This is a genomic window from Candidatus Mycobacterium methanotrophicum, from assembly GCF_023515995.1.
In the GTDB taxonomy this organism is placed as follows: domain Bacteria; phylum Actinomycetota; class Actinomycetes; order Mycobacteriales; family Mycobacteriaceae; genus Mycobacterium; species Mycobacterium methanotrophicum.
Window position 1 is genome coordinate 1,646,986 of record NZ_CP097320.1, and the last position, 20,511, is coordinate 1,667,496.

General features: G+C 65.7%; 24 protein-coding genes and 3 pseudogenes. 13 read left to right on the forward strand and 14 right to left on the reverse strand.

Annotation, left to right across the window (positions count from 1 at the left end; genetic code table 11):
* Positions 1-153: 153 nt before the first annotated feature.
* Together M5I08_RS08885 and M5I08_RS08890 are read left to right on the forward strand one after the other, a co-directional pair.
* Positions 154-591 carry an ATP-binding protein gene (locus tag M5I08_RS08885; RefSeq protein WP_219066813.1) on the forward strand — a complete coding sequence of 146 codons (438 nt, stop codon included), beginning with the start codon at positions 154-156 and terminating at the stop codon, positions 589-591.
* Positions 588-1,376 carry an RNA polymerase sigma factor SigF gene (locus M5I08_RS08890; protein WP_219066814.1) on the forward strand — a complete coding sequence of 263 codons (789 nt, stop codon included), beginning with the start codon at positions 588-590 and terminating at the stop codon, positions 1,374-1,376. Before M5I08_RS08885 ends, M5I08_RS08890 begins: the two co-directional genes overlap by 4 nt.
* Here M5I08_RS08890 and M5I08_RS08895 read toward each other — a convergent pair.
* The 9 genes and pseudogenes from M5I08_RS08895 to M5I08_RS08935 form a co-directional block, all read right to left on the reverse strand.
* The gene (locus M5I08_RS08895; RefSeq protein ID WP_219066815.1) at positions 1,347-1,802 is read right to left on the reverse strand and encodes an STAS domain-containing protein; all 456 of its coding nucleotides are present in this window, start codon (positions 1,800-1,802) and stop codon (positions 1,347-1,349) included. The genes M5I08_RS08890 and M5I08_RS08895 overlap by 30 nt on opposite strands.
* 294 nt (positions 1,803-2,096) lie before the next feature.
* Complete coding sequence (locus M5I08_RS08900; RefSeq protein WP_219066816.1) at positions 2,097-2,348, reverse strand: hypothetical protein; 252 nt, start codon at positions 2,346-2,348, stop codon at positions 2,097-2,099.
* Positions 2,348-4,162: an acetyl/propionyl/methylcrotonyl-CoA carboxylase subunit alpha gene (locus M5I08_RS08905; protein ID WP_219066817.1), complete on the reverse strand. Its 1,815-nt coding sequence runs from the start codon at positions 4,160-4,162 to the stop codon at positions 2,348-2,350. Before M5I08_RS08905 ends, M5I08_RS08900 begins: the two co-directional genes overlap by 1 nt.
* A gap of 111 nt (positions 4,163-4,273) precedes the next feature.
* Positions 4,274-4,693, reverse strand: coding sequence for a SufE family protein (locus M5I08_RS08910; RefSeq protein WP_219066818.1), 420 nt, complete (start codon positions 4,691-4,693; stop codon positions 4,274-4,276).
* A complete protein-coding gene (locus tag M5I08_RS08915; protein ID WP_219066819.1) occupies positions 4,690-5,583 on the reverse strand; it encodes a sulfurtransferase in 894 nt (297 codons plus the stop codon). The genes M5I08_RS08910 and M5I08_RS08915 overlap by 4 nt, the downstream gene beginning before the upstream one ends.
* A 107-nt stretch (positions 5,584-5,690) precedes the next feature.
* Positions 5,691-6,314 (reverse strand): Maf family protein, encoded by a 624-nt coding sequence (locus M5I08_RS08920; RefSeq protein ID WP_219066820.1) that lies wholly within the window; start codon positions 6,312-6,314, stop codon positions 5,691-5,693.
* A 52-nt stretch (positions 6,315-6,366) separates the two neighbouring features.
* Positions 6,367-6,606, reverse strand: coding sequence for an acyl-CoA carboxylase subunit epsilon (locus M5I08_RS08925; RefSeq protein ID WP_219066821.1), 240 nt, complete (start codon positions 6,604-6,606; stop codon positions 6,367-6,369).
* Entirely contained in the window at positions 6,603-8,243 is a 1,641-nt protein-coding gene (locus M5I08_RS08930; protein WP_219066822.1) for an acyl-CoA carboxylase subunit beta, read from the reverse strand. Before M5I08_RS08930 ends, M5I08_RS08925 begins: the two co-directional genes overlap by 4 nt.
* Before the next feature lie 202 nt (positions 8,244-8,445).
* Positions 8,446-9,381 (reverse strand): annotated as a pseudogene (locus M5I08_RS08935) (alpha/beta hydrolase); the annotation flags it as partial.
* 201 nt (positions 9,382-9,582) lie between these two features.
* Here M5I08_RS08935 and M5I08_RS08940 point away from each other — a divergent pair.
* Both M5I08_RS08940 and M5I08_RS08945 read left to right on the forward strand, forming a co-directional pair.
* A complete protein-coding gene (locus tag M5I08_RS08940) occupies positions 9,583-10,407 on the forward strand; it encodes a biotin--[acetyl-CoA-carboxylase] ligase (RefSeq protein WP_219066824.1) in 825 nt (274 codons plus the stop codon).
* Between the two features lie 9 nt (positions 10,408-10,416).
* Entirely contained in the window at positions 10,417-10,935 is a 519-nt protein-coding gene (locus tag M5I08_RS08945) for a PH domain-containing protein (RefSeq protein ID WP_219066825.1), read from the forward strand.
* Here M5I08_RS08945 and M5I08_RS08950 read toward each other — a convergent pair.
* Positions 10,890-11,564: a GtrA family protein gene (locus tag M5I08_RS08950; protein WP_219066837.1), complete on the reverse strand. Its 675-nt coding sequence runs from the start codon at positions 11,562-11,564 to the stop codon at positions 10,890-10,892. The genes M5I08_RS08945 and M5I08_RS08950 overlap by 46 nt on opposite strands.
* Before the next feature lie 96 nt (positions 11,565-11,660).
* On the opposite strand from M5I08_RS08950, the gene M5I08_RS08955 reads away from it, so the two are divergent.
* The 5 genes and pseudogenes from M5I08_RS08955 (at position 11,661) to M5I08_RS08965 (ending at position 15,050) form a co-directional block, all read left to right on the forward strand.
* Positions 11,661-12,872: a 5-(carboxyamino)imidazole ribonucleotide synthase gene (locus tag M5I08_RS08955; protein WP_219066826.1), complete on the forward strand. Its 1,212-nt coding sequence runs from the start codon at positions 11,661-11,663 to the stop codon at positions 12,870-12,872.
* Positions 12,873-12,883: 11 nt separating this feature from the next.
* A pseudogene (locus M5I08_RS26655) lies at positions 12,884-12,957 on the forward strand (hypothetical protein); the annotation flags it as partial.
* Between the two features lie 244 nt (positions 12,958-13,201).
* Positions 13,202-13,275: pseudogene (locus tag M5I08_RS26660) on the forward strand (hypothetical protein); the annotation flags it as partial.
* A gap of 13 nt (positions 13,276-13,288) precedes the next feature.
* Positions 13,289-13,804 carry a 5-(carboxyamino)imidazole ribonucleotide mutase gene (gene purE / locus M5I08_RS08960; protein ID WP_219067305.1) on the forward strand — a complete coding sequence of 172 codons (516 nt, stop codon included), beginning with the start codon at positions 13,289-13,291 and terminating at the stop codon, positions 13,802-13,804.
* A gap of 76 nt (positions 13,805-13,880) precedes the next feature.
* Positions 13,881-15,050: an acyl-CoA dehydrogenase gene (locus M5I08_RS08965; RefSeq protein ID WP_219067306.1), complete on the forward strand. Its 1,170-nt coding sequence runs from the start codon at positions 13,881-13,883 to the stop codon at positions 15,048-15,050.
* Positions 15,051-15,143: 93 nt separating this feature from the next.
* Here the strand turns inward: M5I08_RS08965 and M5I08_RS08970 are convergent, their stop codons facing one another.
* From M5I08_RS08970 to M5I08_RS08980, 3 genes are all read right to left on the reverse strand, one after another.
* A complete protein-coding gene (locus tag M5I08_RS08970; protein WP_219067307.1) occupies positions 15,144-15,482 on the reverse strand; it encodes a hypothetical protein in 339 nt (112 codons plus the stop codon).
* A 78-nt stretch (positions 15,483-15,560) separates the two neighbouring features.
* Positions 15,561-16,748: a CaiB/BaiF CoA transferase family protein gene (locus tag M5I08_RS08975; RefSeq protein ID WP_219067308.1), complete on the reverse strand. Its 1,188-nt coding sequence runs from the start codon at positions 16,746-16,748 to the stop codon at positions 15,561-15,563.
* Positions 16,748-17,659 carry a class I SAM-dependent methyltransferase gene (locus tag M5I08_RS08980; RefSeq protein WP_219067309.1) on the reverse strand — a complete coding sequence of 304 codons (912 nt, stop codon included), beginning with the start codon at positions 17,657-17,659 and terminating at the stop codon, positions 16,748-16,750. Before M5I08_RS08980 ends, M5I08_RS08975 begins: the two co-directional genes overlap by 1 nt.
* Positions 17,660-17,880: 221 nt before the next feature.
* On the opposite strand from M5I08_RS08980, the gene M5I08_RS08985 reads away from it, so the two are divergent.
* Positions 17,881-18,138, forward strand: coding sequence for a ribbon-helix-helix domain-containing protein (locus M5I08_RS08985; RefSeq protein ID WP_219067310.1), 258 nt, complete (start codon positions 17,881-17,883; stop codon positions 18,136-18,138).
* Entirely contained in the window at positions 18,135-18,563 is a 429-nt protein-coding gene (locus M5I08_RS08990) for a type II toxin-antitoxin system VapC family toxin (protein WP_219067311.1), read from the forward strand. The genes M5I08_RS08985 and M5I08_RS08990 overlap by 4 nt, the downstream gene beginning before the upstream one ends.
* A 6-nt stretch (positions 18,564-18,569) precedes the next feature.
* On the opposite strand, the gene M5I08_RS08995 is transcribed toward M5I08_RS08990, so the two are convergent.
* On the reverse strand, positions 18,570-19,349 hold the full coding sequence (locus tag M5I08_RS08995; protein WP_219067312.1) for a DUF2127 domain-containing protein: 780 nt from the start codon (positions 19,347-19,349) through the stop codon (positions 18,570-18,572).
* A gap of 76 nt (positions 19,350-19,425) precedes the next feature.
* On the opposite strand from M5I08_RS08995, the gene M5I08_RS09000 reads away from it, so the two are divergent.
* Both M5I08_RS09000 and M5I08_RS09005 read left to right on the forward strand, forming a co-directional pair.
* Complete coding sequence (locus M5I08_RS09000; protein ID WP_219067313.1) at positions 19,426-19,773, forward strand: GNAT family N-acetyltransferase; 348 nt, start codon at positions 19,426-19,428, stop codon at positions 19,771-19,773.
* Between the two features lie 147 nt (positions 19,774-19,920).
* Entirely contained in the window at positions 19,921-20,472 is a 552-nt protein-coding gene (locus tag M5I08_RS09005; protein ID WP_249763328.1) for a cation diffusion facilitator family transporter, read from the forward strand.
* Positions 20,473-20,511: the final 39 nt, after the last annotated feature.

Genomic DNA, 20,511 nt, shown 5'->3' on the forward strand with positions numbered 1-20,511 from the left:
CCCGGTCATGCGAGCACCGGCGACAAGATCATGAGCGCAACACCATCTCAGCCGTCTCATTTGCCTTCATGGGCTACCTGATACCCGGCGGCGGTCATGGCTAACCGGCTTGAACCCGAGGATAGTGTCAGTCAAATACTGCCGGGAGGCTCGATGACTACTGCCGAAAAGCAAGGTATGAACTCGCAGCGCGGCGACCGCGCGATCGAACTGCGAGTTGCCGCGCGGTTGGAGAATCTGGCGGTACTGCGCACGCTGGTTGGGGCGGTCGGCGCCTATGAGGATCTCGATTTCGATGCGGTTGCCGACCTGCGGTTGGCGGTCGATGAGGTCTGTACCCGGTTGATTAGCTCGGCGATCCCAGATGCCACGTTGGCCATCGTGGTCGACCCGAGAGACGATGGGTTGGTGGTCGAGGCGTCGGCGACCTGTGACAACTACGACGTGGTGACGCCAGGCAGCTTCAGCTGGCATGTGCTGACATCGCTAACCGACGACGTACAAACTTTCCACGACGATCAGGAACCTGGTGGCGGGCGCGGCGTCTTCGGCGTCACGCTGACGACGCGGACGGCGGGCCCCCACCGGTGACAGCGCGAGCTGTCGGCGGTTCTTCATCTCGTCCCAACGAATACGCTGACGTTCCGGACATGTTCCGCGAGTTGGCCACTCTCGACGGCGACTCGTCGGAATTTCAGCGCCAGCGGGACAAGATCGTGGAGCGCTGCCTGCCGCTGGCCGATCACATCGCCCGCCGCTTCGAGGGCCGTGGGGAACCACGGGAGGACTTGGTTCAAGTAGCGCGCGTCGGACTAGTCAACGCTGTTGCCCGTTTCGACGTCGACGCGGGGTCCGACTTCGTCTCGTTTGCGGTGCCGACCATCATGGGGGAGGTCCGTCGGCATTTCCGGGACAACAGCTGGTCGGTCAAGGTTCCGCGGCGATTGAAAGAACTGCACTTGCGCCTTGGGACGGCAACCGCCGACCTTTCCCAGCGGCTGGGCCGCGCACCGACCGCCACTGAACTCGCCGACGAACTCGATATGGACCGCGCGGAGGTCATCGAGGGCTTGGTGGCCGGTAGCTCCTACAACACGCTGTCCATTGACAGCGGCGCCGGCACCGGCGATGAGGACGCCCGAGCCATCGCCGACACGCTTGGCGATTTGGACGTCGGACTCGAGCGGATCGAGAACCGCGAGGCGCTGCGTCCGCTACTGGACGGGCTGCCCGAGCGGGAACGAACTGTGTTGGTACTCAGGTTCTTTGAGTCGATGACGCAGACCCAGATCGCCGAGCGGGTCGGTATTTCACAGATGCACGTCTCGCGGTTGCTCGCTAAGTCGCTAGCGCGACTGCGGGACGAGCTGGATTAGCCGTCGGGGCGCTTCGTCTCCGTCCAAGACGTCCGGAACCGACTCGGACAGCGGCAGCGCGTGGTCAGGGTCGCATATGCGTAGTAGCCGGGAAACCGCCTTACTTGGTACAACGGTCCAGCGCACACCGGCGCCCGCGCATCGCACGTTGATCGTGTGCAGCGCTGAAAAGCCCGCAGTTCCAAAGAAGTCCAGGCGGCTTAAGTTCACGATCACCGAGTCGGCATGGGCTGCGCAGCGTTGGACGTAATCGGCCAGCTGGTTGGCATTGGAGGCGTCGAGCTCGCCGTGTGCCGTAACCACTACCAACGAGGGGCCCCACTCTGCGGTGAAACGGGCGGTGTGGTTTTCCCACGGCGCGGACGGAATTGCGGTATCGACATCTCGCGCTTGGGAAGCAGAATTCGAGCGTCTTACGGGAAACATCAGGTGACTCCATCAGTCGTCAAGCAGTCTTGCCGAGGGATCACGTCAAGCGGTCAGGCCGCGCGCGAGGAGAGGCCGGAAACCTGGCCTCCCCCTACGTCGATCAACGTTGCTCCGGGTGGCTGTGAACTCAACCTTGTTCGATACCTTACTCCGGCTGCGCTGAGCCGACAACGAGGTTTAGAGGACGTTTAGGGCGATTCCAAGAAACCCAGTTCAGCGGCGAGTCGCTGCACTGAGTCGGCAGCCGCGGCTGCAGCGTCGGCTTACCCGGCGCGGGCCCGAGTTGCGATCTCACCGGTGTCCGGGGTCCAGCGTCACCTCTGCCAGCAACTCACCCGTCGTCACCTCGCACACCGCCCAGGAGTAGCTGGTATCCGCTGACCACGACACCGCACAGCGTGCGACGTGATCGGGTCGATTACCGCGAGATCGGCCAGCGCAGGACGATCGTCGAGGCGATCGTCCGAGGCGATCGTCGAGGCGATTGTCGGCGCGCAATGGGCGCAGATACCACTGCCCAGCGTTGATTTCGACGGCGTCCACTACTTGATTTCGGCCAGCACGGTGCCCGGGGTGATCGCCGCGCCCGCCTCGACTGCCAGCCCGGTGATGGTGCCGTCTTTGTGTGCGGTGACGGGGTTTTCCATCTTCATCGCTTCTAGCACCACTACCAGATCGCCGGCGCTGACCTCTTGGCCCTCTTCGACGGCGACCTTCACCACGGTGCCCTGCATCGGCGCGGTGACCGCGTCGCCAGAGGCTGCCGCGCGGCCCAACCCGCCATGCTTGCGCGGCTTGGGCTTCTTCCTGATCACACCGGTAACGGACGGGTCGCTGCCGTTGGAGAGCGCCAGATCACCGGGCAGTGAAACCTCGATGCGTCGACCTCCGACCTCAACCACAACTTTCTGCCGCGGACGGGCGTCGTCTTCGTTGAGCGGTTCGCCGCCGGTGAAGGGCTCGACGGTGTTGTTCCACTCGGTCTCGATCCAGCGGGTGTGCACCGAAAAGCCAGGAACATCACCGCCGTCACCGACGAACGCCGGGTCGGACACCACGGCGCGGTGGAACGGGATGACGGTGGCGAGCCCTTCGATGTGGAATTCGTCCAGGGCCCGACGGGCGCGGGCCAGCGCCTCCTCGCGGGTGGCGCCGTAAACGATCAGCTTGGACAGCATCGAGTCGAACTGGCCGCCGATGACCGAACCTGCCTGGACGCCGGAGTCCAGCCGCACACCGGGCCCGGTCGGGATGTCGTAGCGGGTGACCGGACCAGGTGCGGGCAAAAAGCCGCGACCGGCGTCCTCGCCGTTGATCCGGAACTCGATGGCGTGCCCGCGCGGCGTCGGGTCCTCGGTGATGTCCAGCTTGTCGCCGTTGGCGATCTTGAACTGCTGCAGGACCAGGTCGATGCCGGCGGTCTCCTCGGTGACCGGGTGCTCGACCTGAAGACGGGTGTTGACCTCCAGGAACGAGATCAGGCCGTCCTGGCCGACCAAGTATTCGACCGTCCCGGCGCCGTAGTAGTGGGCCTCTTTGCAGATCCGCTTGGCGGACTCGTGGATCTCCTTGCGCTGCGCGTCGGTCAAAAACGGCGCGGGAGCCTCTTCGACCAACTTCTGGAAGCGGCGCTGCAGCGAGCAGTCGCGGGTTCCTGCCACGACGACATTGCCGTGCTGGTCGGCAATCACCTGCGCCTCGACGTGGCGGGGCTTGTCCAGGTAGCGCTCCACGAAGCACTCGCCGCGGCCGAACGCCGCGACCGCCTCGCGGGTGGCCGACTCGAACAGTTCGGGGATCTCCTCGATGGTGTGGGCCACCTTCATGCCTCGACCACCGCCACCGAAGGCCGCCTTGATCGCGATCGGCACGCCGTATTCCTTGGCGAAAGCGACCACCTCGTCTGCGTCTTTCACCGGGTCGGGCGTGCCGGGCACCAGCGGGGCCTGCGCGCGGGCGGCGATGTGCCGGGCGGTCACCTTGTCGCCGAGATCGCGGATCGACCGGGGGCTGGGCCCGATCCAGATCAGCCCGGCGTCGATCACGGCCTGGGCGAAGTCGGCGTTCTCCGCTAGGAAGCCGTAACCGGGATGGATCGCGTTGGCCCCGGACTTCTCGGCGGCCTCCAGGATCTTGCCGAAGTCCAGGTAGGACTCCGCCGAGGTTTGACCGCCCAGGGCGAACGCCTCGTCGGCCAGCTTCACGTGAGGAGCGTCGGCGTCGGGCTCGGCGTACACCGCCACGCTGGACAGGCCGGCATCCTTGGCCGCGCGGATCACCCGCACCGCGATCTCACCGCGATTGGCGACCAGAACCTTAGAGATCCTAGAGATCGTCGAGCTGGCGTGATTAGGCACTGCGCCTCCTGTATCGCTGACCACATCTGGCGTGTCTAAGAGAAATTCTTACAAGTCGTGTCGGGGGAAGTTTAAGCGCCGCGCCGTGAGTGATACGACCCGGTGCCCACTTCAGCCGGACTCGCGCAGCCGCCGCTTGATTCGCGCGAGCATCCCCGACATGCCGCGCAGCCGCAGCGGGCTGACCAGCGCGGCCAGGCCGAGCTCGGCGTAAAAATCCTCCGGCACCGCCAAGATGTCGGCGGCGGGCTGCTCGTCGAGGCCGGCGGCCAGAATCGACGCGAACCCACGAGTGGTGGGCGCTTGCGCCGGAGCGCTGAAGTACAGCCGCACCCGATTGACGTCGCCGGCGTCGACGCGCAGAAACACCGGCGATTGGCATTCGGGCACCGGCTCCATCGCCGCCTCTTCCAGACCGGCGGGCAGCGCCGGAAGTTCATTGGCGAATTCCAGCAGCAGCTTGAGCTTGTCCTGGCCCTCAACTTCGGCGAAGTCGGACACCACCTCGGCCAGCGGCGCGGGCATGCTCATCGGACAGGCACAGCTCCTGGCTCTTCGCCGGCGACGATCGGCACCCGCACGGTATTACCCCATTCGGTCCATGAGCCGTCGTAGTTGCGCACGCCGGGGATACCGAGCAGATGTGTCAGCACAAACCAGGTGTGGCTGGACCGCTCGCCGATGCGGCAGTAGACGATCGTCGTGTCGTCCGGCTCGATAAACCCGTAGAGCTGCGCCAGCTCGTCGCGGCTGCGGAAGCGCCCACTGTCGTCGGCTGCCTTGCCCCACGGGATGTGGATCGCGGTGGGGATGTGCCCGGCGCGCAGCGCGCCTTCCTCGGGATAGTCGGGCATATGGGTGCGCTTGCCGGTGTACTCCTCGGGCGATCGCACATCGATCAGAGGCTGCGAACCCAAGGCCGCCAACACGTCGTCCTTGAACGCGCGGATCGGGGCATCGTTGCGCTGCACGACGGGATAGCCGGTCGACGTTCTGGTCGGGACGTCCAACGTGGTGTCGCGTCCCTCGGACAGCCACAGGCCGCGGCCGCCGTTGAGCAGCCGCACGTCCGGGTGTCCGAACAGGGTGAAGACCCACAGCGCATACGCGGCCCACCAGTTGCTCTTGTCCCCGTAGATCACGACCGTGTCGTCACGGGAAATGCCTTTGCGGTCCAGCAATTCGGCGAATTGCTCGCCGTTGATGTAGTCGCGCACCCGCGGGTCGTTGAGGTCGGTATGCCAGTCGATCTTGACCGCCCCGGGGATATGACCGACGTCGTAAAGCAGGACATCCTCGTCGGATTCGACGATGGCCAGCCCCGGCTGACCCAAGTTGCCGGCCAGCCAGTCGGGGGTCACCAGCCGTTCCGGGTGGGCGTAGGCGCTCAGCGTCGGGCTGGGGTCCGCTGGTAATGACACACCGCGAGCCTACCCGTTGGCGCTTCGGCAATGCTCGCCGCGAGATCGACGTTTTGCAGCACTCTTCTCGCCTCTTTGCCTGCACAACGTAGATCTCGGTGGGGCGATCACCACACGTCGGCGATGGATAACCCAATGCGGCTGAGCAGGCGGCGGGTCAGCGGCAGGCTCAGCCCGATGACGTTGGACGGGTCGCCCTCGATCCGGTCGACGAACCAGCCGCCCAGCCCGTCCAGTGTGAATCCCCCGGCGACGGCCAGCGGTTCGCCGCTGCGGATGTACGCTTCCAGGTCTGATGCGGTTGGTTTAGCGAAATACAATGTGGTGGTAGATGATTCGGATACCTGTCGATTAGCGTTGCCGTCGAGCAGCCTGGCCACGCAGTGGCCGGTGTAGAGCTGCCCGACCCTGCCGCCCATCGACTGCCACTGGGTTCGCGCCGCATCGGCCGATGCCGGCTTGCCGACCAGTTGGCCGTCGAGGTAGAGCATCGAATCACAGCCAACGACAACGCAATCCGCGGCTATCACATCGTCCAGCCTGGCCGCGACCTTGTCGGCCTTGGCCTGGGCCAGGATGCGGACGACGTCACCGGGGGAGGTGTCGGATCCCAATGCGGCGATGACCGCGTCCTCGTCGACGCCGGAGACCACGACCAGCGGGTCGATGCCGGCCTGCCGCAGTACCTTGAGCCGGCCCGGTGAGGCGGACCCGAGGACTACCCGCGTCATGCGTCACTCCTCGATCCCGGCTTCGCCGGCGTCATCGTCGTGCCGCGCCGCGTCATCGCCGCATGTGGGTCCGTTCCAGCAACGTGATCTTCTGCCAAGAAAAGACCGGGTAGCGCAGTTTGTCGACGGGCAGTGCCCACCGGCTGTGCTCCGCCGGTGCCGCCTCGCCCCGGCCGCCGACGGCGCTGCCCAACACTGCGATCAGCGCGGCCAGCTCCTCGTCAGTCGGCTGGCCCTTGAGCACCTGGATATGCGGTTCATGGATCTCGGTTGTGTCACCCTCGCCGCTCACAGTGGAATGTTCCCGTGTTTCTTAGGTGGCATCTGGGCGATCTTGCGCTCCAACAGCCGCAGCGCGGTGCCGATGTAGCCGCGGGTGTGTGATGGCGGGATGACCGCGTCGACGTAGCCCCGCTCAGCGGCGATATACGGGTTGACCAAGGTGTCCTCGTACTCCTGCTGAAGCTTGAGCCGCAGCGCGTCAACGTCCTCACCGTTTTTCGCCGCCTCGCTGAGCTGCTGACGGTAGACGAAACCGACCGCGCCGGATGCGCCCATCACCGCGATCTGTGCGGTCGGCCAGGCGACGTTGACGTCGCAGCCCATGTCCTTGGAACCCATCACGCAGTAGGCGCCGCCGTAGGCCTTGCGGGTGATAACGGTGATCTTGGGAACGGTGGCCTCGCCGTAGGCATACAGCAGCTTGGCGCCGCGGCGGATGATGCCGTTGAATTCCTGGTCGGTACCCGGCAAGAAGCCCGGCACGTCCACCAGCATGACGATCGGGATGCTAAAGCAATCGCAGGTTCGCACGAAGCGTGCGGCTTTCTCCGAGGCGTCAATGTCCAGGCAGCCGGCGAAATGGGTGGGCTGGTTGGCGACGATCCCGACCGGGTGACCGTCGACGCGACCGAAGCCGATCACGATGTTCTGGGCGTAACCGGACTGCACCTCGAGGAACTCGTCGTCGTCGAGGATGCGGGTGATCACCTCGTGCATGTCGTAGGGCTGGTTGGCCGAATCCGGGATCAGGGTGTCCAGCTCGAGATCCTCATCGGTGAGGTCGTCCTCGATGGCGCCCTCGGGAACCGGTGCGGCGACCCGCGGCGGATCGGTGAAGTTATTGGGCGGCAGGTAGCTCAGCAGTTCGCGGACGTAGTCGAAGGCGTCCTGCTCGCCGGAGGCCACGTAGTGCGCGGTGCCCGACTTGGCCATGTGGGTGTGGGCACCGCCCAGCTCCTCCATCGTCACGTCTTCGCCGGTGACCGTTTTGATGACGTCCGGACCGGTGATGAACATCTGGCTGGTCTGGTCGACCATCACGACGAAGTCGGTCAGCGCCGGAGAGTACACGTGCCCCCCGGCGGCAGCGCCCATGATCAGCGAGATCTGCGGGATGACCCCGGAGGCCAGGATGTTGTTGCGGAAGATCTGGCTGTAGAGGCCCAGCGAGACGACACCCTCCTGGATGCGGGCGCCCGCGCCGTCATTGATGCCGATCAGCGGCCGGCCCGTCTTGATTGCCAAGTCTTGGACCTTGACGATCTTCTCGCCGTAGACCTCGCCGAGGCTGCCGCCGAACACCGTGACGTCCTGGCTGAAGATGCACACGTCGCGGCCGTCGATGGTGCCGTAGCCGGTAACCACGCCGTCGCCGAGCGGACGCTTGTCGCCCAGCCCGAAGTTGGTGCTGCGGTGCCGGGCCAACGCGTCGAGCTCGACGAACGACCCCTCGTCGAGCAGGGCATAGATGCGCTCGCGCGCGGTCAGCTTGCCCTTGGCATGCACCTTGTCGACCGCCGCCTCGCCGATCGGGTGCAGTGTCTCCTGCGACCGCTTGCGCAGTTCGGCTAGCTTGCCCGCGGTGGTGTGGATGTCGATGTGGTGCTCGGCCTTGGCCTCGACATGGCTCTCGGAAACGCTTGTCATGGCTGCCGATCTTAGCGGTCCCTTAAAGTGGGATCCCAATCACGCGCCGGCGGCGCAAAGGATGCCGCTATCAGCAGGTCGCATGGCTTGCGGCTCTGCGCGGCCAGCTCGCGGCGAGCGGCGCTAACCCGCCGCGATAGCGCGTCCGCCGCTTCTGACCCCGCGATGCGCGTTCCCGGCGCCCGCGTAATTCGCCGGTTTTCGCGGTGACTTCTTTGACAAAGTCTCCGATGTACCGAATGGCGCGCCGCCCTTCGGGCAACACATCCGCCGCCAGCGGGAAGTCGTGGATTTGTCCGTCCCACAGATGGAGATCGCAGCGGACTCCCGCGTTTCCTAGGCGTTGTGCCATGAGCTCGGCGTCCGGACGCAGCAATTCATCGGAACTCGCATGGATGGCGACAGGCGGCAGCCGTGACAGATCGGCGTCGACCGGTGAGACAGCGCAACCGAGAACATCGTCTGATCGTTCCCAAAGCTGCGCCTGGCGAAGGTATCGGTCAAACACCGATAGGGCTCGGCGAGTAAACATGGAGCACCTGCGTGCGTTGCGGTGACCGAGCTTGCGGGCCGGGTCGGGATCGGTGAATGGTGAGATCGTCGCAACTCCGGCCGGCTTCGCAACCTGGTTTTTGATGGCGGAGAGCGCAGTCATGAATGCCAGATACCCCCCGGCCGAGTCGCCTGCGATAACGATCCTGTCGCCGTCGTAGCCGCGACGCCGCAACCAGGCAACGGCACTGATGCCGTCGTCGATCGCATCGCATATCTGGTGCGACGGCAGCAGTCGGTATCCGACGTTGAGCACGGACGCGTCCGCTGCTTTCGACAAGTGGGTCACGAAGGAGCGGTGGGTGTTGAGGCCGCAGGTGAAGAACGCGCCGCCGTGTAAATAGAGGATCACCCGGTCCGACGATGCGCCAGCCGAGCGGATCCATTCGGCGGCGCAGTTGTCGAGCTCAACCCGTTCGATCTCCGCTGAGGGCCCGTGCCGTGGCAGCAAACCGGCAAGCAGGTCGACGGCTTCGAGAGGCCAATGCAGGTCTGGCTGGATGGCCCAGACGCGGACTGCATTCTTCACGATGAGCCGGCTGGCCAGCGAGACCGCAATCGATTGCGCACTGTGGCGATGGTGCATCCGGCGCTCGGTCGTCCGACCCGTCCTTGAGCGAGCCGGAGCTGAATTCGTGACCATTTCCGATCAACTCCTCATTAATTGCGCTAATGATTACCGCGGTGGGTGTCAAAAACATGCGCAGCGCAGATGTCGGCTTTCTCACGTTTATCCGTGCCTCGAGCGGGTACTCTGCGCGATTGGCTGGTTCTACGCTGGACAGCGATGGATACGGGTGCCCGGAGGCCGCCATTGGACGCGGCGGGGCTGCGCGAGGCGCTGGTCGGGGCGGGCAGGCCGTGGCGTCAACTCGACGTCGTCGCCGAAGCCGGCTCCACCAACGCCGATCTGATGACCCGGGCCCAGAGCGGTGCCGATATCGACGGATCGGTGTTGCTGGCCGAATACCAGAACGCGGGGCGTGGTCGTCACGGCCGGCCGTGGTCAGCGCCGCCGCGCGCGCAGATCGCGCTGTCGGTGGGGGCGGCCGCCGCGTCGGTGCCCCGGTCGGGCTGGGGATGGTTGCCGCTGGCCACCGGTGTTGCGGTGGCCGACGCGCTAACAGCGGTGTGCGGCGTGGCTGGCATCTCAGTGGGCCTCAAGTGGCCCAACGACGTGCTGGTCGACGGCGGCAAGCTGGCGGGGATCCTCGCCGAGGTTGCAGCGCCGGCGCCGGTGATCGTGGTCGGGTTGGGACTCAACGTAACGCTGACCGCCGAGGAAGCGCCGGACCCGGCGGCCACCTCGCTGCTGATGCTGGGGTTGTCGGCTGTGGATCGAAACACATTGGCGCGCAAGATACTTGGTGAGCTGGCGGTGCGCGTCGACGCCTGGCGCAGCGCCGGCGGCGCCGACCCCGCGCTGGTCGCCGATTATCGGCGCCACAGCCTGACCCTGGGTTCTCGGGTGCGGGCGACCTTGCCCGGCGATCGAGAGGTGGTGGGCACCGCGCATGCCATCGACGAGACGGGCCGATTGTGCGTCGATACGGGCGGTCAGACCGTGGCGATCTCCGCCGCAGACATCACACACCTTCGTCCCACCGTCTAAAGTGCCAGCGTGGGCTACCCCGAGAACGTCCTGGCCGGCGACGAACAGGTGGTCTTGCATCGACACCCGCACTGGAAGCGACTCTTCTGGCCGGTCACCGCCTTGATCCTGGCGAGCGCGGGGGCGTCGTTCGGCTCAGCCGTCGTCAACAGCGCCGACTGGGATCCGAACGCCAAAAGGATCATCTTCGCCGTTATCGGGGCGATCTGGCTGGTCGTCATCGGCTGGCTGACGCTCTGGCCGTTCCTGAATTGGCTGACAACGCATTTCGTGATCACCGACCGGCGAGTCATGTTTCGGCATGGGGTGCTGAGTCGCAGCGGGATTGACATCCCGCTGGCCCGGATCTTTCACGTGGAGTTTGGGCATCGGCTGATCGACCGGATATTGCGCACCGGCACGCTGATCGTCGAGTCGGCGTCACAAAACCCGTTGGCGTTCTACGACATTCCGCGCGTGGAGCAGGTCCACGCGCTGCTGTATCACGAGGTTTTCGACACCCTCGGATCAGAGGCATCGCCGAGCTGATCCGCCCGGTTACGGCGCGACCGCCAAGACCGCAGCGGCGTGACGTTCCCGTTTTTTAAGCCGCCTTCTTCGTAGTTGTCCTCGAGTACCTCGGCGATCCCGCCCGCGGTCAGGGCCGATTCCAGCGCCTTGTCCTGGCTGCGGCCGAACTCGTCGGGGAACACCCAGCGCCGGAACGCCCAGAAGCGGAACACCATCTGCAGCAGATTGCCGATGACGTAGGCGGAGATGAAGTCGGCAACGTTTTCCGCGGTCAATGACACCATCGGTACCCGCAGCTGCAAGACGTAGCTGGAGACCCACAGCGGCGCCATGCTCAGCAGCACGCCCACGCCGCTGAAGGCAAAGAACAGCAGCGCCTCGTGGTGGCGCTCCCGGCCGCCGCGATCCCGAAAGCTCCACTCCCTGTTCAAGATGTAGGACGCGATTACCGCGACGATGCCGGAGATGACCTTGGCGGTTACCGGCTTGGGCTCCAAAATCGTCAGCTTGAGGGTGTAGAAGATCGCCGAGTCGATCAGGAAGGTGGTCCCGCCGACGATAGCGAACTTGATCAGTTCGTGATGGCGTTCGGCGTAGGGACGGACCGGCCGCGGTAACCGTGCGATCGTGGCATCGGCGAAGGACACAATGTCGCAGTCTACGTACTGCCGGTCAGGCACGCCCAGCGACGGTGTCGCCACCGGTAAACACCCCGTTCAAGGGCCTTGCGCGGCCATGACACCATGATTGCCGTGACGAGTACCCCCACCGCCGCGCCGCTCGTCGCGATGATCGGCGGCGGCCAGCTCGCCCGGATGACCCATCAGGCCGCGATCGCGCTGGGGCAGAGCCTGCGGGTGCTAGCCGCCGACGCCGACGACCCTGCAGCTCAAGTCAGCCCGGATGTGGTGATTGGCTCGCACACCAACCTCGACGATCTGCGCCGGGTCGCCGCCGGCGCCGACGCGCTGACGTTCGACCACGAACACGTCCCCACCGAGCTGCTCGAGAAGCTGGTCGCCGAGGGCGTCAATGTGGCGCCGCCGCCGGAGGCGCTGGTGCACGCCCAGGACAAACTCGCCATGCGGCGACGGCTGGAGGCGCTGGGTGCCCCGGTGCCGCGGTATGCGGCGGTGGACGACGTCGATGCCGTCGACGCGTTCGCCGCGCGAACCGATGGGCCGATCGTGGTCAAGGCCGTTCGCGGCGGCTACGACGGTCGTGGGGTGCGGATGGCAGCCGACGTGGCGCAGGCCCGCGAAATCGCGGGGGAGTATCTGGACGCGCAAGTGCCGGTGTTGGTCGAAGAGCGCGTCGTGATGCGCCGCGAGCTCTCGGCAATGGTGGCGCGGTCGCCATTCGGGCAGGGCGCCGCCTGGCCGGTGGTCCAGACAGTGCAGCGCGACGGCATATGTGTGGTGGTGATCGCGCCGGCGCCGGCGCTGAGCGACGACGTCGGCGCCGAGGCCCAGCATCTGGCGCTGCGATTGGCGGCCGAACTCGGCGTGGTCGGCGTGCTGGCCGTCGAACTGTTCGAGACGGTCGATGGGCGGCTGTTGGTCAATGAACTGGCGATGCGGCCGCACAATTCCGGGCACTGGACCATGGATGGGGCGCGGACCAGCCAGTTCGAGCAGCATCTGCGCGCGGTCCTCGATTACCCGCTTGGCGATACCGACGCCACGGCGCCGGTGACGGTGATGGCCAATGTGCTGGGGGCTGCGCAAACGCCGACGATGACGGTCGACGAGCGGTTGCACCATCTGTTCGCCCGGATGCCCGATGCACGGGTTCACCTCTACGGCAAGGGTGAACGGCCGGGCCGCAAGATCGGCCACGTCAACTTCCTCGGCGATGATGTCGCGCAGCTGGCGAAGCTGCGCGAGCGCGCCGAGCTGGCGGCAGACTGGTTATCGCGTGGGCAGTGGACAGACGGATGGGATCCACATGACTAGCGCCGGCGACGATGCAGAGCGCAGCGATGAGGAGGAGTGGCGCACATGACTCGCGCCGGCGACGATGCAGAGCGCAGCGATGAGGAGGAGTGGCGCACATGACTCGCGCCGGCGACGATGCAGAGCGCAGCGATGAGGAGGAGTGGCGCACATGACTCGCGCCGGCGACGATGCAGAGCGCAGCGATGAGGAGGAGTGGCGCACATGACTCGCGCCGGCGACGATGCAGAGCGCAGCGATGAGGAGGAGTGGCGCACATGACTCGCGCCGGCGACGATGCAGAGCGCAGCGATGAGGAGGAGTGGCGCACATGACTCGCGCCGGCGACGATGCAGAGCGCAGCGATGAGGAGGAGTGGCGCACATGACTCGCGCCGGCGACGATGCAGAGCGCAGCGATGAGGAGGAGTGGCGCACATGACTCGCGTCCCCCGCGTCGGGGTGATCATGGGCAGCGACAGCGATTGGTCGGTGATGGCCGAGGCTGCCGACGCACTGGCCGAGTTCGACGTTGCCTATGAGCTCTCTGTGGTGTCGGCACACCGCACGCCGCAGCGGATGCTCGACTACGCCCAAGGAGCCGCCGGCCGGGGTATCGAGGTGATCATCGCCGGCGCCGGTGGCGCGGCTCATCTGCCCGGCATGGTGGCCTCGGCGACGCCGCTGCCGGTCATCGGCGTCCCAGTGCCGCTGGCGCGGCTCGATGGTCTGGACTCGCTGCTGTCGATCGCGCAGATGCCGGCCGGGGTGCCGGTGGCGACCGTATCGATCGGGGGCGCGCGCAACGCGGGCCTGCTGGCTGTGCGCATATTGGCGGTTTCGGATCCGGCACTGCGGGGCCGGATCGTCAAGTTTCAGGACCGGCTCGCCGAGTCGGTGCTGACTAAGGATGCGGCGCTGAAAAAGCGCCAGGGTAAAGTTACCGGCCAGTAGCCCGGCGACGATGCGGACCGGGTGCGGCCCGCTGAGGGGCCGGACAAATTGGCACAGTGCCGAAGGAGGCTTCAGGATGGCTCAGTGGACCGGCGATCCGTCGTTTGACGTGTACAAGTTGCCGGAGGAGCACGACGAGCTGCGGGTGGCGATCCGCGCGCTAGCCGAAAGGGAAATCGCTCCCTACGCTGCCGAGGTGGACGAGCAGTCCCGGTTTCCGCAGGAGGCGCTGGCGGCGCTGAACGCGTCCGGTTTCAACGCCGTCCACATACCCGAGGAGTACGGCGGTCAGGGCGCGGACTCGGTCGCGGCCTGCATCGTGATCGAGGAGGTGGCTCGGGTCGACGCCTCTGCCTCGTTGATCCCCGCGGTGAACAAGCTAGGCACCATGGGCCTGATCCTGCGGGGTTCAGAGGAGCTGAAGAAACAGGTGCTGCCCGCACTGGCCACCGACGGTGCGCTGGCCTCGTATGCGCTTTCTGAACGAGAGGCCGGCAGCGACGCGGCCTCGATGCGGACTCGGGCCAAGGCCGACGGCGACGACTGGATCCTCAATGGCACCAAGTGCTGGATCACCAACGGCGGCAAGTCCACCTGGTACACCGTGATGGCGGTCACCGACCCGGACAAGGGCGCCAACGGGATCTCGGCGTTCATGGTGCACAAGGACGACGAGGGATTCGGCGTCGGCCCCAAGGAAAAGAAGATGGGCATCAAGGGCTCACCGACCACTGAGCTGTACTTCGAGAACTGCCGCATCCCGGGCGATCGGATCATCGGCGAGCCCGGCACCGGGTTCAAGACCGCACTGCAGACCCTCGACCACACGCGGCCCACGGTCGGTGCCCAGGCAGTGGGCATCGCGCAGGGCGCGGTGGACGCGGCGGTCGCTTATACCAAGGACCGCAAGCAGTTCGGCAAATCGATCTCGGAGTTCCAGGGCGTGCAGTTCGAGCTGGCCGACATGGCGATGAAAGTCGAAGCGGCCCGGCTGATGGTGTACAGCGCCGCTGCTCGCGCCGAACGCGGCGAGCCGAATCTCGGATTCATTTCCGCCGCTGCAAAGTGCTTCGCCTCCGACACCGCCATGGACGTGACCGAGGCGGCCGTGCAGCTGTTCGGCGGCGCCGGGTACACCACCGACTTCCCCGTCGAGCGGATGATGCGCGACGCCAAGATCACCCAGATTTACGAGGGCACCAACCAGATTCAGCGCGTGGTGATGTCGCGGGCGCTGCTGCGCTGACTGGCGTTGCGCTCGGCCATGATTCGCCGACGGGGATCGGCGCTCTTTTCTCTTTGTGCCGTAACGTCCTGCCGGCGAGGTCGGACCGTGGTGTTAGACGCCGACAATCGTCAGGAGCTGTTCGATTCCTCGGAAGTCGTTGACGTTGCGCGTGTAGAGGGGGAGCTCGGCGGCCAGCGAAGTCGCGGCGATCAAGACGTCGACGGCGCGGGGGCGGGGCGCCCTGCGCCCGGTTGCGACGATCGCTGTGTAGATGCGCCCATAGGCTCGGGCGGAGCCGTCATCGAACGGCAGCGTGTCGAAGGTGAGCGGGGAAAGTTCCCCGACCGGGACTCCATTTCTGGTCACGACGAAGGACTCGCCGTGGTCAAGCTGCCGCATGATTTCGCCACTGTTGTTGCGAAGCTCGCGCTGGCTGATCTCTCGGGCCATGCCCAAGCTGTAGCATGTGTGCTACGCCTACGTGCCGCGTGCGGAGCGAACAAGACCGCGCGCGAGAAGGAAACCCGTCTAGCGCTCGGCGATTGTCGCCGTACCGGGGAGGACGTCATCGTTGTGCTCGCCGACCTTCGGCGGGGGCTCGGTAGCAACCGCCGTGAAGGTGGAGTAGCGGGCCGGCGTACGGACCACGGTGACGGCGTCGCCGCCGCTGCCGACCTCAAGCGCGAGGTCGTTCTCGGCGAAAAGCGGGGTCTCCACGACCTGCTTCCACGTGTACGGCAGGCAAGCCATTACTCCATTGCTGCGCAACAATTTAACCCACTCGTCGGCAGATTTGGTGGTCAGCGTGGACTCCAGCTCGTCGGTTAACTCGGCGTAGTTGATCGCCCGCGAACGCTGGTCGGCGAACCGCTCGTCGGCGAAAAGATCCGGGCGGTCAATGGTCTGGCACAAGAGCTCCCAATGCTTAGGGATGTACGCGCTGATGACGACATACCCATCGGCGGCGCGGAACGCATCTGACGGTTGGGTGGCGAATCCAACTCCTCTGCGCCGCTCAGCTTTTGGCGTCGATGAAGGCGGCGCGGTCGGCCGGTTCAAGTGCATGGTGAGCTGGTTGGCCTGCAGCGACGCCGCGACGTCGTACATCGCAACGCGGACGGTGTCGGGCACTGCGTGCCGCTCGCGATTGAGCAGCGCGGCCAGAACCGCTTGGGCCAGCACGTGCCCGGTGGCGTTGTCGACAAGCTGGAACGGGATGATCTGAGGCTTACCGTCCGGTGTGCGCATCCCCGTGGTCATGCCGGCCTCGGCTGCGACCATGAGGTCTACCCCCGGCCGGTCACCGTTTGGGCCGTTGCCACCGAACGCCGACACGCGGGCATAGATCAGTTTGGGATTGCGTGAGTGTAAGTCATTGGGGCCCAGGCCAAGTCTTTCCATCACGCCCGGGCGGAAGCCCTCCAGGATGACATCAGCGGTGTCGGTGAGTCGCATGACTTGCTGTTTGCCCAGCTCGGTCGTCAGATCGATGACCACCGATTTCTTGCCCCGGTTGTTGGGCAGGAAGTACGTCGCGAGCGGCGGACGGCCCGGCAGGACCGCGGTGATGCGGCGTGCGGCCTCTCCGCCGGGCGCCTCCACCTTGATGACCTCGGCGCCGAGGTCGGCGAGCACCTGTCCGGCCAGCGGCCCGGCGACGTTCTGGGTGAAATCGATCACCCGAAATCCGTCCAGGGGCTTGGGGCCGTCAGCCATCAGTGTGTGTCCAAAGTTGCGGTGCAGTAGTAGCTTTCGGACTCATCGTCGTCACGCCGGGGCACGGGTAGGCTGGCGTCGGTCAATAGCTGGCTGGCGGGGGTCCGGGTGGTGTGCCAACCCTGTTCAGCCAAGTAGGTCGCGACGTCATGACGCTCGCCGCGGTACCACAGATCGTCGATGTGGGCGTCTAGGCCGTGCTCGTACCACTTCTGCGTGGCGGCGTGCATGATCTGCGCTGAGTTCTCTGAGGTGAGAAAGATTTCCGCGACCAGTCGGCTGCCGTCAGCGCTGAGCGCGGTGATGTTGTCCAGCAAGCGGTCCTGGGCCTCGGGAGGGAGGAAAGCCAAGAGGCCCTCGGCGGTCCAGGCGGTGGGCCGCCCCGGATCGAAGCCGGTCTGCTGAAGCGCCGCGGGCCAGTCGTCGCGCAGGTCAATCGGCACGGCCCGCAGGTCGACCGTCGGCTCGGCGCTCAGTTCGGCCAACGTCCGCGTCTTGAATTCGATGACTTGCGGCTGGTCGATCTCGAATACCGTCATGTCCGTCGGCCAGGACAGTCGGTAGCCGCGGGCATCCAGGCCGGACGCCAAGATCACCGCCTGGCGGATGCCGGCCGCTGCCGCGTCAGCCGCGAACTGGTCGATGAAGCGGGTGCGCACCGCCAGCAGATCGGTCATCGGCTGCATCCCCCACGGGTGGTCGGGGATGTCGACGTCGGCCGAGTCGAGTTCGCCGGCCGCCCAGCGGGTGAAGAAGTCGACACCGACCGCAGCTACCAGCGGTTGGGCGAACGGGTCGTCGATCACCGGATGCTCGGCAATGCTGGCACGGGCTCTGCCCGCGGCCACCATGGTCGCGGTTGCGCCCACGCTGGTCGCCAGGTCCCAGGTGTCGTTGTCGGTACGTGGCATCGTTTGGCCCTTCCGTGGCTGCGAGAAGTTACTTCAACCCAATCTAACGAGATGCTGTGACGTGCCGGCGAGTGGAGGGCGCGCCGCACAATCCCGTCGAGACTTAATCTGCTGCGCACCAGCCTGGCGTGTCTTCGCAGGCGTTTATGCGTCGCGGATCAATTGGCAGGCCACGTTGTATGGCATCATGACAGCATCGCAATTGCTGCTATGATGCCAGCATGCGGACCACGGTGACGCTCGATCCCGATGTGGTTGCCGCGCTGCAGCGGGTGGCACGCCAGCGGGGGACGTCTTTCAAGGCGGTGCTCAACGACGCGGTACGACGCGGGCTGGGCAGTGAACCAACCCGACGGCGTTATCGCACGCCGAGTCGTGACATGGGGATACGGCCAGAATTCGACGTCGATAAGGCAGTGGCCTTGGCCGCAGCCGACGAAGACGCGGAGATCGTGCGCAAACTCGCGCATCGCAAATGAGGTTGCTGGACCTGAACATCCTCATCTACGCGATGGATGAGTCGTCGTCGCGTCACCAACGGGCGCGGGACTGGCTCGACGACACCCTGTCCGGTTCGGACACCGTCGCTTTCGCTTGGCAGGTACTCGTCGGTTTTGTGCGGCTAGCTACGCGCGCTGCAGTGTTTGCCCGGCCCCTCACGGTCGACGAGTCGTTCGACGTCGTCGACGGCTGGTTGGCGCAACCGTGCGTGACCGTCGTGCACCCAACCGATCGCCATGCGAATGTGCTCCGGGGGCTGCTTATTCCTCTTGGCGCAGCGGGAAATCTAACCAGCGATGCGCATCTTGCCGCCCTGGCCATCGAGCATGGCGCAGAATTGTGTTCCACCGACGTCGACTTCAGTCGATTTTCCGGCGTCCGATGGATCGATCCGCTCGGGTAGCTTCGGTTATATTGTTGCGCTTGCTGCACTTTCGCCCAGCCCCGCGCGCTCCACGCTGAGCAGGCTTGCGGTGTGATGCTCTTCTCGGTAGGCTGTGTCGCCGCCGTTCAGCCCGAACAGCCGTTTGCTCCACAGCAGCCAAATGACCGCGACGATGTTGACGACAAGCGCAATAAGTCGAAGAGCCGTGAGCTTTTCTGTTAGCTCGTACATTTCCAGCGGAAGAAAGACGCTGGTCGCGATCACCGCGAAGTACTCGCCCCACCGTCGCACCAACCACAACCCGACCGCTTCGATAAGTTCGATCACCGCGTAGGCGACAAGCCCGACGCCAATCCACGTCAACGTCGAGGACGACAGCGCGAATGCTTGCGCGATGTGGTGAATGATCTTGGAGTTTTGCGGATTAAACCCGATCTGCTTCGCCAACGGTTTGAGCAACGGCAGGTCTTGTTCGAACGCATGACGCAATCGCTCGCGTGACCCGGTGACCTTGAACACGCCGGCGGCTAGCAACAGAACGATCACAGCGCGAATCGCGCGTTCCACGGCCAGCGCCCGCATCAACGTCCGATCACGCAGCATTCGCCCCCGTGGGATCTCCGGCGCGGTATTGGCCGGGCCGCTGTCGCGAGGAGGGCCGACTACGAACGTTTCGCAGCGCAAACAGCGCCACGCCTCCCCGGCGGGGGTATCGGCTTTCAAGCGCTGCCGAAGCTCGGGCTCGTCGGGAGCGAACGTCGCATGCCCGCGCAGTCCACAGGAGCGCAGCGCAAAATCCACCATAGGGGCACGTTAATGGCACTGCGCCGGGCTTCGTCGAGAGGGCTCGCGACAACCGTAAACCTGCCGCAAGCCGTCGGTGAACGATGCGGCGCCGTGGAACCCTCGGGCCGCCGATCAGTGGACCGTCGAGGCCACCGTCTACGTCGATCCGTCGAGGCAGCGGCGCGGGCTGGCCGACGCGTTGTACACCGAACTGCTCGGCCGCCTGACCCGCCAGGGTTTCCGAAGCGTCGTAGCGGTGATCGCACTGCCCAACGACCCGAGCGTCCGACTGCACGAAAGACACGGGTTTATCCGGGCTGGTCGACTGCTGGAGGCCGGTTGCAAAATGGGCACCTGGCACGACGTTGGTTTCTGGCAGCGCACGCTCAGCGACGGCGGCAACGACATGTCGCTGCCACTCCCGGTGGAGGTGGGCCGCTAACATCGCTTGGTGACCATTGCGCGCCCGATCGGCGGTGACGCCCGGCTCGTCGACGGGGCCTGCTGTGCAGAATCTGGACATGCGGCCCAACGGGACGCGGCCTGGCATCGTCGTGCCCGATGGGCTTGGGGGCTGGCGTGGGTCAGCATGACCGCCATGCTGGCCGAGGGTGTCATCGGGTTGTGGCAGGGCTTGGCGGTCGGGTCGATCGCGCTGACCGGCTGGGCACTGGGCAGCATGCCCGAGGCCCTGGCCAGTGCCATGGTGGCGTGGCGGTTCTCCGGCTCGCGCACATTGTCCGAGACGGCGGAACGGCGCGCTCAGCGCGGTGTCGCGTTGTCGTTTTGGCTGTCGGCGCCCTATATCGGCGCGGAATCGATACATCACCTGTTCGATGCGCACCACGCTGACGTCTCGGTGATCGGTATGGCGTTGACAGCCGCGTCGTTGGTGCTGATGCCGATCCTGGGGCGGGCCAAGCATGCACTCGCCGGGCAGCTGGGCTCGTCGGCCACCGCCGGCGAAGGTACCCAGAATTATTTGTGCGGTGCGCAGGCCGCGGCCGTTCTGGTTGGCCTGGTGGTGACCGCCCAGTGGCCGGGCTTCTGGTGGTTTGATCCGGTAATCGGCCTGGGCATTGCCGCCGCGGCAATCTGGCAGGGCGCCAAGGCGTGGCGCGGTGAGGACTGCGGCTGCTAACCCTAAGCCGAAGGCCGGGAATCGGCGTTCCCCGCTTCG